A 13756-nucleotide genomic window follows, 5' to 3' on the forward strand; every position below is an offset into this window, starting at 1 on the left:
CATGGATTTCGATCTCACCGAAGAGCAGCGCCTCCTGAAGGACAGCGTCGATCGCCTTCTGGCGGACGCCTACGGCTTCGACGCCCGCAAGCGCATCGTCGCCTCCGAGGGGGGCGTCAGCCCGGCCGTCTGGGCGCAATTCGCCGAGCTGGGCCTGCTGGGGCTACCTTTTTCCGAGGAGCAGGGCGGCTTTGGCGGCGGCCCGGTCGAGACCATGCTGGTCATGGAGGCGTTCGGCCGCGCGCTCGTGGTGGAGCCCTACCTCGCCACCGTGATCCTGGGCGGCGGCCTCATCCGCCACGCCGGCTCGGCCGCGCAGCAGGCCGCCATTTTGCCCGCCGTGGCGGCCGGCGAGCGCCGCCTCGCCTTTGCGCATGCGGAGCGGCAGGCGCGCTACGACCTCTTCGACGTCGCCACGACCGCGAGGCCGGACGGCGAGGGCTGGGTGCTGGACGGCCAGAAAGGCCTCGTGCTGCACGGCGACGGCGCCGACACGCTGATCGTGTCCGCACGCACGGCCGGCGCGACGCGCGACCTGACGGGCCTCGGGCTTTTCCTGGTGGACGCCTCCGCACCCGGCGTGAGCCGACGCGGTTACCCCACGCAGGACGGCCAGCGCGCCGCCGAGGTGACGTTGACGGGTGTGCGCGTCGGGCCAGACGCCGTGCTGGGCGACCCCAAGGGCGCGCTGCCCGCGATCGAGCGCGTCGTGGACGAAGCCATCGCGGCGCTCTGCGCCGAGGCGGTCGGGGCCATGGAGGCCTCGCTGCAGTCCACCGTCGAGTACCTGAAGACGCGCCAGCAATTCGGGACGCCCATCGGCGCCTTCCAGGTCCTGCAGCATCGCTCCGCCGAGATGGTGGTTGCGCTGGAGCAAGCCCGCAGCATGGCGATGCTGGCCGCCATGATGGCGACCGCGCCGGACGCCCGGGAGCGCCGCGCCGCCGTCTCGGGCGCCAAGGCGCAGATCGGCCGCTCGGCCCGTTTCATCGGGCAGCAATCCGTGCAGCTGCACGGCGGCGTCGGCGTCACGATGGAGTACCAGATCGGCCACTACTTCAAGCGGCTGACCATGATCGACACGCTGTTTGGCGACGCCGACCACCATCTCGGGCTGACGGCGGACGCCGGCGGCCTGATCAACAGCTGACCTTTCGGCCCCGTCCGCCCCGGAGCACCCTTACTCATGCCGATCCCGTCGCTCCTGCAGGGCCGCCTGACGCTGCCCGTCATCGCGTCGCCGATGTTCATCGTCTCCAACCCGAACCTTGTAATCGCCCAGTGCCTCGCCGGCGTGGTGGGGTCCTTCCCGGCCCTGAACGCCCGGCCCAAGGAGGAGCTGGAAACCTGGATCCTGCGCATCAAGGCCGCGCTCGCGGAGGCGCAGGCCGCCGATCCGGCCCGTCGGATCGCGCCCTTCGCGGTGAACCAGATCGTCCATGCCTCCAACGACCGGCTCGACCACGACGTCGACCTCTGCGTGAAGCACGAGGTGCCGATCATCATCACGAGCCTGCGCGCGCCCGGCCCGGTGGTGGAGCGGGTCCACTCCTATGGCGGGCTCGTGTTCCACGACGTGATCTCGATCCGCCACGCCGAGAAGGCGCTGGCCGAGGGCGTCGACGGCCTGATCCTGGTGTGCGCCGGCGCGGGCGGCCATGCGGGGCCGCTCAGCCCCTTCGCGCTCGTGGGCGAGATCCGCAAGTTCTATGACGGCCCCATCATCCTCTCGGGCTCCATCGCCAACGGCCGCTCGATCCTGGCCGCGCAGGCGATGGGAGCCGACCTCGCCTATATGGGCACCCGGTTCATCGCCACCCGCGAGGCCAACGCGGACGAGCGCTACAAGACCATGATCGTCGACTCGTCGGCCGCAGACATCGTCTATACGCCGCTCTTCACGGGTGTGCACGGCAACTACCTCAAGCCCAGCGTCGCCGCGCAGGGCCTCGACCCCGACAATTTGCCCACCGCCGGCAAGGACGCGATGAACTTCGCGTCGGGGACCGGAAAGGCGTGGCGCGACATCTGGGGCGCGGGCCAGGGCGTCGGCCTCATCGACGACGTGCCGTCCACCGCCGAACTCGTCGCCCGCCTGGGTGAGGAATATGCTGAGGCCCAGCAGCGTCTCGCCGCCGCCGCGTTCTGATCAAGGGGCCCATCATGACCGACACGATCCGCCATTCCACCCCCGCGCCCGGCCTCCTGCAACTGGAGATCAACCGCCCCGAGCGCCGAAACGCGCTCAACGACGAAGCCTATCGGGGCCTGATCGACGGCCTAGCGGCCGCGGCGGACGACGACGCGGCCCGGGTCGTGGTGATCACCGGGGCGCAGATGTGCTTCACGTCCGGCAACGACATCGCGGATTTCATGACCCGCCAGGAAGGCTCGGCCGACCACGCCGCCATCCGCTTCCTGCGCGCCATCGCGAGCTTCGAGAAGCCCGTGGTGGCCGCCGTGGAGGGCTTCGCGATCGGCATCGGCACCACCATGCTGCTGCATTGCGACCTCGCCTATGCGGGCCGCTCGGCGCGCTTCAAGCTGCCCTTCGTGCCGCTCGGCATCTGCGCCGAGGGCGCGTCGACGCTGCTGCTGCCCCAGGTCGCGGGCGCCAAGCGCGCCTCCGAGCTCTTGCTGTTCGGCGAGGAATTCTCGGGCGCGGACGCCTCCCGCGACGGCCTCGTCAACGAGGCGGTGGAAGACGGCCAGGCCCTGTCCCGGGCGCTGGAGCGCGCCGCCGCGCTCGCCGCCCTGCCGGTCGCGTCCGTGCTGGCCACCAAGGCGTTGCTGCAGAAGGCGCGCGGACCGCTGGTGATCGAAACCATCGCGGCCGAGGCGGCCGAGTTCGACCGCCTGCGCCGCCTGCCCGAGACGCAGGCCCGCTTCATGGCCTTCATGCAGAAGCGCTGAGCGCCCTCACCGCTCCAGCGGCTCCGCCCGCAGGAAGTTGAAGTCGCAGCCGTGCTCGGCCTGGAGCACCTCGTCGAAATAGAGCTTCGCGTAGCCACGCTTCGGGGTCGCGGCCGGCGCTGTCCACCGCGCCCGCCGGCGGCCGAGCTCCACCTCGTCGACGAGCAGGTCGATGCGCCCGCCGGCCACGTCGAGCCTGATCCGGTCGCCATCCTGCACCAGCGCGAGCGGCCCGCCCTCGGCGGCTTCCGGGCTGATGTGGAGCACGATCGTCCCGAAGGCCGTGCCGCTCATGCGCGCATCGGAGATCCGCACCATGTCCTTCACGCCCGCCGCCGCCAGCTTGCGCGGGATCGGGATGTAGCCCGCCTCCGGCATGCCGGGGGCGCCCTTGGGACCGGCGTTCTGCAGCACCAGCACGTCATCGGCGGCGACGTCGAGATCGTCTGAATCCAGCCGCTCAGCCATGTCCTCCAGCGACCCGAACACCACAGCCCGCCCCTCGTGCTGCATCAATGCGGGCGTGGCGGCCGCCTGCTTGATCAAGGCCCCGTTCGGCGCGAGGCTTCCGGCCAGCACGCGCAGGCCGCCGCCCGCATGGATGGGATCGGAGGCCGGCCGCACCACGGCCTGGTCCCAGGCCGCCGGCGCGCGCTCCAGCTCAGCGCCGAGTGTGCGGCCCGACACCGTTACGCAATCGAGATCCACCTGGTCGCGGATCTCGCGCAGCACCGTCGCGAGCCCGCCGGCGCGGTGCAGGTCCTCCATGTAGTGCTGGCCCGAAGGCTTCAGGTCGACGAGCACGGGCGTTTCCTGCCCCATGCGGTCGAACCCCGCCATGTCGAGCTCGATGCCGAGCCGCCCGGCCATCGCGACGAGGTGAATCACCGCGTTGGTGGACCCGCCGATGGCCTGCAGCACCCTTAAGGCGTTGCCGAACGCCCCCGGCGTCATGATGTCCGCCGGCCGCAGCTTCTCGGCCGCAAGCGCAACCGCCCGCGCGCCCGTCGCCTCGGCGTGCCGCAGCCGGTCCGCGTCCACGGCCGGGATCGCGGCGCCGCCCGGCAGCATCATGCCGAGCGCCTCGGCGCAGAGCGCCATGGTGCTGGCGGTGCCCATCACCATGCAGGTGCCCGGCCCCGGCGCGAGCTTGCCGCTGATCACCTCGATCTCGTCGCCGTCGATCGCGCCCGCCCGGTGCTGGCCCCAGAGCCGCCGGCAATCCGTGCAGGCGCCTAGCCGCTCGCCCTTGTGCGAGCCCGTGATCATGGGCCCCGTCACGGTGAGGATGGCCGGCACGTCCGCGCTCGCCGCCCCCATCAGCAACGCCGGCACGGTCTTGTCGCAGCCGCCGATCAGCACCACCGCGTCCATCGGCTGCGCGCGGATCATCTCCTCGGCGTCAATCGACATGAGGTTGCGCAGGAACATGCTGGTGGGATGCGAGAAGCTCTCGTGCATCGAGATGATCGGAAACTCGAGCGGCATGCCGCCCGCCAGCATCACGCCGCGCTTGATGGCGTCGATCAGGTCCGGGACGTTGCGGTGGCAGGCGTTGAAGGCCGAGTAGGTGTTGGTGATGCCGATGATCGGCCGCGACAGCGCATCGTCCGAGTAGCCCATCGCCTTGATGAAGGCCTTGCGGAGAAACAGCGAGAACGCCGCGTCGCCATACTGCGCAAGCCCTTTGCGCATGCCGGTTTTCTGGTCGGACATCGTCGCCTCTCCGGTTCGGCGTCTTCACGCGCCCATCCCGAGGAATAGCGCGGGTTTGGCGAGGCCGACAGTAAAAACACCCTCGAATGACCTGCTTTTGGGCGGAGCGCAGGCGCGCCCCATGTCGGGAATGGCATCTTCGGGAGTTTCGGACGAAGTAAGTTGCAGCGCTCGTTCACGTCGGTACTATCGCGGCTGCCAGGCAGCGGAACCGCCCGAAACCGGCGGTCAATCCGGTTCTTGATTTCCGTTGCATGAATTTGGGACGTGCTCCAAAAGAGGAGCGATGGCCGAAAAGGCCATGACAAGAACGTTGGGAGAAATGCATGAAGGGCGTTCAGTCGATTTTCGGCGTCGTTGCGCTTGGCGCGGCGCTGTTCGCGTCCGGCGCGATGGCGCAGGACAAGGGCACCGTTGGGGTGTCCATGCCGACCAAGTCCTCCGCGCGCTGGATTGCGGACGGCGACAACATGGCCAAGGTGCTGACCGCCAAGGGCTACAAGGTCGATCTGCAATACGCGGACAACGACATTCCGAACCAGCTCGCCCAGATCGAGAACATGATCACCAAGAAGGAGAAAGTCCTGGTGATCGCCGCGATCGACGGCACCACGCTGTCGGGCGCCCTGCAGAAGGCCGCCGACGCCGGCATCAAGGTTATCTCGTATGACCGCCTGATCCGCGGCTCGGCCAACGTCGACTACTACGCGACCTTCGACAACTTTCAGGTCGGCGTGCTGCAGGCTCAGAGCATCGAAAAGGCGCTCGGCCTCAAGGACGGCAAGGGCCCGTTCAACATCGAGCTCTTCGGCGGCTCGGCGGACGACAACAACGCCTTCTTCTTCTACGACGGCGCCATGTCGGTGCTGAAGCCCTACATCGACAGCGGCAAGCTGGTCGTCCAGTCCAAGCAGATGGGCATGGACAAGGTGTCCACGCTGCGCTGGGAGGCCTCCGTGGCCCAGTCGCGCATGGATAACCTGCTGAGCGCCTTCTACACGCAGAAAAAGGTCGACGCGGTCCTGTCGCCTTACGACGGCCTCTCCATCGGCATCATCGCGTCGCTGAAGGGCGTCGGCTATGGCTCCAAGGACATGCCGATGCCGGTGATCTCCGGCCAGGACGCCGAGGTGCCTTCCGTGAAGTCCATCATTGCGGGCGAGCAGACCTCGACGATCTTCAAGGACACCCGCGAACTCGCCAAGGTCGCGGCCGGCATGGTTGACGCGGTGCTGTCGGGCTCCAAGCCCGAGATCAACGACACCAAGACCTACAACAACGGCGTCAAGGTGATCCCGTCCTACCTGCTGAAGCCCGTGGCTGTCGACAAGTCGAACTGGAAAGAAACCCTGATCGACAGCGGCTACTACAAGGCCGAGCAGTTCAAGTAAGCCCTGATCCCAGGCCGCTCGCGAGAGCGGCCTGACATCCTTGCCGGCCCGGGGGCCTCCCCCGGGCCGGACGCCACATCCCCACCGGTCGGGCGCGAGACATGGAAGACCCAATCCTCGAGATGCGGGGCATCTCCAAGAGCTTCCCCGGCGTGAAGGCGCTCAAGAACGTCAACCTTGTGGTAAGGGCCGGCGAGATCCACGCGATATGCGGCGAGAACGGCGCCGGCAAGTCGACGCTCATGAAGGTCCTGAGCGGCGTCTACCCGTACGGCTCCTACGAGGGCGACATCGTCTACCAGGGCGAGGAACGCCGCTTCTCGTCCATCTCGGACAGTGAGCACCTCGGCGTCATCATCATCCACCAGGAACTCGCCCTCGTTCCCCTGCTCTCCATCGCCGAGAACATCTTCCTCGGCAACGAGCCGTCCCGCATGGGCGTGATTGATTGGTCGGAGGCCTTCAGCCGCACTCGCGATCTCCTGAAGAAGGTCGGCCTCAACGAATCCCCGAATGCGCTGATCACCAATATCGGCGTGGGCAAGCAGCAGCTGGTCGAGATCGCCAAGGCCCTGGCCAAGCGCGTCAAGCTGCTGATCCTGGACGAGCCTACCGCCAGCCTCAACGAAACCGACAGCGCCGCGCTGCTCGACCTGCTGCTCGAGTTCAAGCGGCAGGGCCTCACCTGCATCATCATCTCGCACAAGCTCAACGAGATCGCCCGCGTCGCCGACAGCATCACGATCCTGCGCGACGGCAGCACGGTGGAGACAATCGACTGCCGGACCGAGGAGATCAGCGAGGGTCGCATCATCAAGAGCATGGTCGGGCGCGAGATGTCCGACCGCTATCCGCCGCGCGAGCCGAAGATCGGCGAGACCCTGTTCGAGGTCCGCGACTGGCAGGTCGAGCATCCCCAGCACCCCGGCCGCAAGGTCATCAAGGGCGTCGACCTGAAGGTGCGGGCCGGCGAGGTCGTCGGCATCGCGGGCTTGATGGGCTCCGGCCGCACCGAACTCGCGATGAGCATCTTTGGCGGGGCTTATGGCCGCAACATCACCGGCCAGGCCTCCATGCGCGGCCAGCCGGTCGACGTCAGCTCCATCCAGAAAGCCGTCGGGGCCGGCCTCGCCTATGTCACCGAGGATCGCAAGGCGCTCGGCCTCATCCTCAACGATGATATCAAGCACAACATTTCGCTCGTGAACCTGCCCGGCGTCGCCAAGGCCGGCGTGATCGACGATGCGACCGAGACGCACGTCGCCAACCGCTACCGCAAGCAGCTCAACATCCGCTCCTCGTCCATCCTGCAGAAGACGCTGAACCTCTCCGGCGGCAACCAGCAGAAGGTCGTGCTGAGCAAATGGCTCTTCGCCGACCCGCAGGTTCTGATGCTCGACGAGCCCACCCGTGGCATCGACGTCGGCGCGAAATACGAGATCTACACCATCATCAATGAGCTCGCGGCGAGCGGCCGCGGCGTCATCGTGATCTCGTCCGAGATGCCCGAGCTGCTCGGCATCTGCGACCGGATCTACGTCATGAACGAAGGCCGCTTCGTTGACGAAATGCCGGCCAGCGAGGCCAGCCAGGAAAAGATCATGGCCGCCATCATGCGCCAATACAGGGTGACAGCATGACCGAAGCGACGAGCGCACCGACCGCGACTCCCGTCGGAGCCGGGACGGGGACCTCCTGGAAGAGCCACATCCGCGAATACGGCCTGCTCGGCTCCCTGTTGGTGATCATGGTCTTCTTCCAGATCATGACGGACGGCGTGCTCCTGCAGCCCGTCAACATCACCAACCTGATCCAGCAGAACAGCTACATCGTCATCATGGCGCTCGGCATGCTGTTCGTGATCGTGGGCGGCAACATCGACCTGTCGGTCGGCTCCATCGTGGGCTTCGTCGGCGCCATCGCGGCCTTGCTGATGGTCGGCTTCACGCTGCCGGGCACCGAGATCTTCATCAAGGTGCACTGGTTCCCGGTGATCCTGCTGTCGCTCGCGCTCGGCGGCCTCATCGGGGCCGCGCAAGGTTGGTTCGTCGCCTACGCGGCGATCCCGGCCTTCATCGTCACGCTCGGCGGCATGCTGATCTTTCGCGGCCTCACCGGCAACATGCTGGCCGGCCAGTTTGTCGGCCCCTTCGCCAACGACTTCCAGAACATCAGCAAGGGCTTCATACCGGAGTTCATCACCGCCACGGCCCAGGGGTTCAAGTGGACGTCGATGCTGCTCGGCGCCGCCATCGCGGCCGCGCTGTTCGCGTTCGACTTCCGCAAATGGAGCCGCGCCGGCGCGCAGGAGATCGACCGCGAGCCTGCGCCTCTTTTCATCGGCAAGAACCTCGTCTTCGCGGCGCTGATCCTCGGCGTCACCTACCTGCTCGCCTCCTACCGGGGCCTGCCGGTGGTGCTCGTCATCATGGGCGCGCTGATCCTGTTCTATAACTTCGTCACCACCCGCACCGTGATCGGCCGGCGCATCTACGCGCTCGGTGGCAACGCCCAGGCGGCCCGCCTGTCCGGCATCAAGACCCAGCGCCTCGCCTTCCTGACCTTCGTCAACATGGGCGTGCTCGCCGGCCTCGCGGGCCTCATCGTGGCGGCGCGGCTCAATTCGGCGACGCCCAGCGCCGGCAACTCCTTCGAGCTTGACGTGATCGCGGCCTGCTTCATCGGCGGAGTCTCGGCCTCGGGCGGCGCAGGCCGCGTCATGGGCGTCGTGATCGGCGCGTTCTTCATGGGCATCATGAACAACGGGATGTCGATCCTGGGCATCGGCATCTTCTGGCAGCAGGTCGTGAAGGGCTTCGTGTTGCTCGCGGCCGTCTACCTGGACGTCTACAACAAGAGCAAGTGAGCGTCCTCGCGGAAGCCCTGCCGGTCGGGGACGCCTTTACGCTGCGTCCTTGAACCGGTCGTCGGGCCCGCGCGGCAGCGCCTGCAATCGCGTCAGCGCCGCGGAAAGACGGGCCGCCTCGTCATAGCGCGTTTCCGCGTGCGGGAAGCCGGCGTCGCCGCCCGCCGCCAACGCCTCCGCAAAGCCCGAGAGCCGCCGCATCGGCGTGGCGAGCCATCCGGCGAACAGGCACAGCAACAGAAACGAGATCACGAAGCCGGTTCCGAGGATTTTCCAGAATCCGGCCGTGAGGTCGCCGATCACCTGCGTGGCGGACGCCAGGTCCTGCCGGGCCACGAGGCTCCACCCAAAGCTCGGCAGGTCCGCGTAGCCAACTGTCGGCGCCACGGTGGTGATGTAGTCGCGCCCATCGGGCCAGCGCTCGATGCGGGTCAGGGCGCCGCCACGCTGCGCGCTCGCGAGCGCGGTGGTCTCGAGCTGCTTGTCCTGCAGATCGGCCGGCCCGTACAGGACGCGGTTGTCCCGCGACACGAGCAGCAGCTCGATGCCCGGCGACTGCAGCCGCGCGAGCGTGTCCTTCACCCAGTTCCAGTCCACATGCGCGCCGATGACCCCCACGGTCTGCCCGGCCGGGCCGCGCAGCGGCGCGGTGAGATCCACGAAGCGGAAGGGTTTGCCGGTGGGATTGGGCAGGAGCTTCGCCAGCAGCTGCGCCTCGTGCACGTCCACGGCGGACGGCCCCTCGAGACCCTGCCGGAACCACGGCCTCTGAGCCACGCTCTGCCCTTCAAGCATGCCCTGAGAGGCTGCGAAGACCTTGCCTTCCACGTCCGCCACGCCGATCCAGCTGAACCGGTTGCCGAGCCTGCCCACCAGGGTGAGGTCAGCGCGGAGCCGGTCCTGCTCGTCCAGCCGCACGCCGCTGAGGCCGCTCACGTCCAGCCAGAGCTCGTGCAAGCGTTCGCCGAGCTGGCTCGCCGCCGCGTTCGCGCGGTTGCCAAGGCGGTTGGCGATCTGCTGCTGTCCCTGCTGCGAGAGCTCCCGCGAGTAGAGCCCCGCCGACACCAGAAACGGCACGAAGATCAGGATCGCGCCCGCATAAACGATGTAGGTTCGAAGGCTTGCACGCCCGGTGCTGGACATCGCTGTCTCCTTATCCCTGCCGCACGTGGCGGACATAAAGCTGGCGCGCGAACTGGCGCAGCATGATGGGGAGGCTTCCTCGCGTCGTGCTCGGCGTGTTCTTGGCCGCATGCAGCCGCACGAGCAGCGGCCCGATCTGCTCGGGGCTCGCCTCCAGCGCGAGGCTGGTCCGATCCGCCGTCGCGCCCTGGCCGGCGACCGTGGCGTCCACCACGCCCACGTCGGCGATGTCGATCGCGAGGCGCGTTCCGACCGGGGCGGGCGGCAGCCCGCGCAACTCGGCCGTGCCCAGCCCGAGGCTGACCAGCCAGGGCCGGTAGTCCCGGCCGTCGAGGCGCACGCGGGCGGGCTCGGCCTTGAACGCATCCGGGGCGTCGCCGCGCGGCGCCTCGATGCAGGCGCAACTCGCCACGATGAGAACGAGCAGATTGTAGAAGGTCCAGAACAGCACGACATACATGCCGTCGCCTGCCATCTGGTCGTAGTTAATCTCGCGCCAGGACGACGACACCAGGCCGACCAGCGTCAGCCCCATCAGGATCAGGAACGGCTGCATGATCGGCCATTGCACGATCGTGCGCGACCGGTCTCCGCCCTTGGCCGTGACCTTGAACTTGTGCGGCCCAGGCTGGGTGAGTCCCATCCAGATCGCCTTGGTGATCGGCCACGCGGCGAGGAGCTGGCTGACATCGTTCAGGATCGGCACCACGAGGCCGCGCGAGATCCAGTTCAGCGCCACGAGGGTGACGACATTGAACGGGACGTAATAGGCGATCACGTCCTCCACGGTGGCGTTCACCACGGTCACGCCGAAATACCAGTAGAGCAGCGGGCACAGCATGCTCGCCAGCCGGAACGGGAAGGTGCTGATCCAGAACAGCGCGCTGTCGCCGACGCTCCAGCGCTGCCGCCAGCTTATGTTTCGGCGGGTCCACGGCGTGTAGCCGCCGCGCACGATTTCCATCATTCCCAGGCACCAGCGGCCGCGCTGGACGATGTATTCCTGGAGCCCCTCGGGGGCGAGGCCCTCCGTGAGAGCCTCGTTCAGATACACGGTGTCCCAGCCCGCTTCCGCCAGCTTGATGGTCAGGAGGAAATCCTCCGTGACGCTCTCGGTCGGGAAGCCGCCGATGGCCGCAAGCGCATCCGCGCGCACCATTGAGGACGTGCCGCAGCACACCGCGATCCCCCAGGCGTCGCGCGAGGCCTCCAGATGGTCAAAGAAGAACCGCTGTTCGTCCGGGTAGCCCCGACCGATATGGAGGTTGTGCTGCAGCGGATCCTCGTTGAAAAAATGCTGCGGCGTCTGCACGAGACCCGTCCGGGCCTGCCCGAACAACGCCACGCAGCAACTGACGAAGTCGCGATGGGGCACGAAGTCGGCGTCGAGCACGGCGACCAGGTCCGGGGCGTCCGGGTCCGTGCGCCGCCGCCAGAACGCGTGGTTCAAATTGCCGGCCTTGGCGTGGGCGTTGTCCGGGCGGGTGACGTAGTCCACGCCGTAATGCGCGCACAAGGCGGCGAGCCAGGGTCGCCGTGCATCATCGAGGACGAAGATGCGCGCGGCCGGATAGGCGCTCGCGACCGCGCCCGCGATCGTGCGCTCCAGCACGGAGGCCTCCTCGTTGTAGGTCGCGATGTAGATATCGGCGCGCGGCGGCCGGCTACCCCACCATCCGAGGTTCTGGTCGACCTCCGCGCTGCGCCGTCGCGTGCGCGACAGGATCAAAAAGGCGCTCGTCGAGGACGCGATCGTGAGCCCTTCAAGCAGCGCGAAAGCCCAGGCCAGCACGATGGTGGGTTCGAAGGCGAAAGCAGGAATCGTCGCCGTGAACCGCCAGGCCATGTAGCGCCAGGCCAGCAGAACCGAGAGGCCCAGCAGCACGCTGCGGGCTCGCCAGTCCTCGCGATCGAGCATTGGCAGAAAGACCAGCGCCAGCCCGAGCAGCGTAAGCGTGAGGCCGAGGCTCGAGACGAGGGACGGTGCCGAGAGCATCAGATGCCGAGCCCGGCCAGGAACGACCGCACCTCCTCGATGGGCCCGTCCGAGAAGATCACGTGTCCAGTTCGGCCGACCGCGCAGCCAAGCTCGGGGTCGCGCGCCAGCGTCGGCGCCAGCAATGTGACGTCATAGTGCCTCAGGTGCTCGGCGCTGGGCGCGACCGCCATGTTGCCGTAGAGCCCCGCCGCCCCGGCGCCCGCGAGGCGCACCACGCTGGCGTTGAACACTCGCCCGTCATTAAAGAGCCGGAAGCGCGCGGGCGCGCCGATCTGCAGGGTGTTGTAGAGCGACTCGGTGACGCTGGCCGTCACCACGATGGTGGAGCAGTCCACGAGGCGCACGAGATCCTGCCCGCGCCGGACATGCTCGCCGTCAGCCACCAGGTAGTCCCAGGTCACGCCCGCCCCAGAGGCGTTCATTCGCGCCTGCGAAAGGCGGTTGACGCGCACGCGCTCGGCGGCCACGGCCTCGTCCGCTTGGCGTAGGCGCGTGTCGAGCCGGAGGCGTTCGGCGGCGAGTTCGGCCGTCTTGAAGTCCAGTTCGCGCAACCGCTGCACCGAGAAGGGCTCGTCGTTGTAGCTGTCGCCGATGAAGACGCCGTTCCGCGCCGAGGCGAGTTCGGCTTCCAGGTAGGTACGGCGCTGGCGCGCGCTCTCGATCTCCTGCAAGGCCACGTCGGACGCCGCCCGCGCCCTGTCGAGCGCCGACGCGGTCTGGACGCCCCGATCGTTCAAATCGTTGCCGCGTTTCAGCGTCGCATCGGCCTCACGTTGGCGCGCCGCCGCCGCGTCGCCGATTGCGCGCGCTTCCGCCACCTTGGCTTCGAGCTGGCGGATGCGGCCTTCACGGTAGAGCCGGGCCTGCTCGAGCAGGCCCGCTTTGGCGTTGTCGGTGGTCTGGCGCTGGCTGGCGTTACGGTCGATCTCAGCCGCGGTGGCAAGCCGATCGCGTTCAAGATCGGCCAAGCGGGTCGCGTCGAATCTCCCATCCTGAATCTCGATCAGCGTCTCGCCTTCAGCCACCCGGGATCCGACGGCCCTGACCTTGAGTTGCAGCATGCCGTCCAGCGGCGCGCGGATGGTGGTCAACCGGGCGTTCAGCGCCGCATCGGCGCTTTTTCCGGCAAGATGTTCGCCGACAGTGAGGTACCCGCCTGCCGCCGCCAGAACGAGCCCCAGGCTAAAGCTGAACACACGCATGATGCTTCTTCGGGTTGTTGCGTGTTCAACGTGCCCGCAGCTCGTTAAGGCGATGTAATGTTCGAACACTAATATTTGACAGAATGAATGGATAGTTTGTCTGTTTACTGCTGAACGCGAAGTTCAACAAACGTCGTCCGGAAACAACGATCCAGCAATACGAAATTGATCAATCGGGGGATACTAGAACTTGGCCTTTTTTGGCGTAAGGCCAAGCAGATTCGCGCCGTCCATGAACGAACTGACGTCCCCCCGACGCAGAACGCCGCCCTTTGGGGGCGGCGTTTTCGTCGGATTTGCGGATTTTGGTTGCGGGGACAGGATTTGAACCTGTGACCTTCAGGTTATGAGCCTGACGAGCTACCGGGCTGCTCCACCCCGCGCCAACCGTGTCCGGGCTGCGGCGCAGCCCGGAGTTCTTGAGTTGCGAACGGCGCTTGCGCTTGTTCGCTCGGCTGCTCCACCCCGCGCCAGGGTGTTGTGTCGCGTGGTGCGACCGAACCGGAGGGTGCTGACGTTGCGCGCT

10 protein-coding genes and 1 tRNA gene are annotated in these 13756 nt (G+C 67.4%); 6 read left to right on the top strand and 5 right to left on the bottom strand.

The window, feature by feature from the left end; genetic code table 11:
• The first annotated feature begins 1 nt into the window (after nucleotide 1).
• The 3 genes from IEV99_RS20760 to IEV99_RS20770 are packed head-to-tail and all read left to right on the top strand — an operon-like array spanning nucleotide 2 to nucleotide 2913.
• Nucleotides 2–1150 carry an acyl-CoA dehydrogenase family protein gene (locus IEV99_RS20760; RefSeq protein ID WP_188519599.1) on the top strand — a complete coding sequence of 383 codons (1149 nt, stop codon included), beginning with the start codon at nucleotides 2–4 and terminating at the stop codon, nucleotides 1148–1150.
• A gap of 36 nt (nucleotides 1151–1186) precedes the next feature.
• Nucleotides 1187–2149: an NAD(P)H-dependent flavin oxidoreductase gene (locus IEV99_RS20765; protein WP_188519600.1), complete on the top strand. Its 963-nt coding sequence runs from the start codon at nucleotides 1187–1189 to the stop codon at nucleotides 2147–2149.
• A gap of 14 nt (nucleotides 2150–2163) precedes the next feature.
• Nucleotides 2164–2913, top strand: a complete 750-nt coding sequence (locus IEV99_RS20770; protein ID WP_188519601.1) for an enoyl-CoA hydratase-related protein — start codon at nucleotides 2164–2166, stop codon at nucleotides 2911–2913.
• Between the two features lie 6 nt (nucleotides 2914–2919).
• On the opposite strand, the gene IEV99_RS20775 is transcribed toward IEV99_RS20770, so the two are convergent.
• Complete coding sequence (locus IEV99_RS20775; protein WP_188519602.1) at nucleotides 2920–4629, bottom strand: IlvD/Edd family dehydratase; 1710 nt, start codon at nucleotides 4627–4629, stop codon at nucleotides 2920–2922.
• Nucleotides 4630–4955: 326 nt separating this feature from the next.
• Between IEV99_RS20775 and chvE the strand changes: the two genes are divergently transcribed.
• From chvE to mmsB, 3 genes are all read left to right on the top strand, one after another.
• Nucleotides 4956–6020, top strand: coding sequence for a multiple monosaccharide ABC transporter substrate-binding protein (gene chvE, locus IEV99_RS20780; RefSeq protein WP_188519603.1), 1065 nt, complete (start codon nucleotides 4956–4958; stop codon nucleotides 6018–6020).
• Nucleotides 6021–6121: 101 nt separating this feature from the next.
• Nucleotides 6122–7660: a multiple monosaccharide ABC transporter ATP-binding protein gene (mmsA, locus tag IEV99_RS20785; protein ID WP_188519604.1), complete on the top strand. Its 1539-nt coding sequence runs from the start codon at nucleotides 6122–6124 to the stop codon at nucleotides 7658–7660.
• Nucleotides 7657–8886: a multiple monosaccharide ABC transporter permease gene (gene mmsB, locus IEV99_RS20790; RefSeq protein WP_188519605.1), complete on the top strand. Its 1230-nt coding sequence runs from the start codon at nucleotides 7657–7659 to the stop codon at nucleotides 8884–8886. Before mmsA ends, mmsB begins: the two co-directional genes overlap by 4 nt.
• A gap of 36 nt (nucleotides 8887–8922) precedes the next feature.
• On the opposite strand, the gene IEV99_RS20795 is transcribed toward mmsB, so the two are convergent.
• From IEV99_RS20795 to IEV99_RS20810, 4 genes are all read right to left on the bottom strand, one after another.
• Entirely contained in the window at nucleotides 8923–10029 is a 1107-nt protein-coding gene (locus IEV99_RS20795; protein WP_188519606.1) for a cache domain-containing protein, read from the bottom strand.
• Nucleotides 10030–10039: 10 nt separating this feature from the next.
• Nucleotides 10040–12025 (bottom strand): glycosyltransferase, encoded by a 1986-nt coding sequence (locus IEV99_RS20800; RefSeq protein WP_188519607.1) that lies wholly within the window; start codon nucleotides 12023–12025, stop codon nucleotides 10040–10042.
• Complete coding sequence (locus IEV99_RS20805; protein ID WP_188519608.1) at nucleotides 12025–13230, bottom strand: efflux RND transporter periplasmic adaptor subunit; 1206 nt, start codon at nucleotides 13228–13230, stop codon at nucleotides 12025–12027. Before IEV99_RS20805 ends, IEV99_RS20800 begins: the two co-directional genes overlap by 1 nt.
• A 306-nt stretch (nucleotides 13231–13536) precedes the next feature.
• Nucleotides 13537–13613 (bottom strand) — tRNA-Met (locus IEV99_RS20810).
• Nucleotides 13614–13756 lie beyond the last annotated feature (143 nt).

The sequence above is a fragment of the Alsobacter metallidurans genome (assembly GCF_014636935.1).
GTDB classification, from domain to species: domain Bacteria; phylum Pseudomonadota; class Alphaproteobacteria; order Rhizobiales; family Beijerinckiaceae; genus Alsobacter; species Alsobacter metallidurans.

Coding starts and splice junctions, on each gene's coding strand:
- IEV99_RS20760 (WP_188519599.1), top strand. CDS start 2: ATGGATTTCGATCTCACCGAAGAGCAGCGCCTCCTGAAGGACAGCGTC.
- IEV99_RS20795 (WP_188519606.1), bottom strand. CDS start 10,029: ATGTCCAGCACCGGGCGTGCAAGCCTTCGAACCTACATCGTTTATGCG.
- chvE (WP_188519603.1), top strand. CDS start 4,956: ATGAAGGGCGTTCAGTCGATTTTCGGCGTCGTTGCGCTTGGCGCGGCG.
- IEV99_RS20765 (WP_188519600.1), top strand. CDS start 1,187: ATGCCGATCCCGTCGCTCCTGCAGGGCCGCCTGACGCTGCCCGTCATC.
- IEV99_RS20775 (WP_188519602.1), bottom strand. CDS start 4,629: ATGTCCGACCAGAAAACCGGCATGCGCAAAGGGCTTGCGCAGTATGGC.
- IEV99_RS20770 (WP_188519601.1), top strand. CDS start 2,164: ATGACCGACACGATCCGCCATTCCACCCCCGCGCCCGGCCTCCTGCAA.
- IEV99_RS20805 (WP_188519608.1), bottom strand. CDS start 13,230: ATGCGTGTGTTCAGCTTTAGCCTGGGGCTCGTTCTGGCGGCGGCAGGC.
- mmsA (WP_188519604.1), top strand. CDS start 6,122: ATGGAAGACCCAATCCTCGAGATGCGGGGCATCTCCAAGAGCTTCCCC.
- IEV99_RS20800 (WP_188519607.1), bottom strand. CDS start 12,025: ATGCTCTCGGCACCGTCCCTCGTCTCGAGCCTCGGCCTCACGCTTACG.
- mmsB (WP_188519605.1), top strand. CDS start 7,657: ATGACCGAAGCGACGAGCGCACCGACCGCGACTCCCGTCGGAGCCGGG.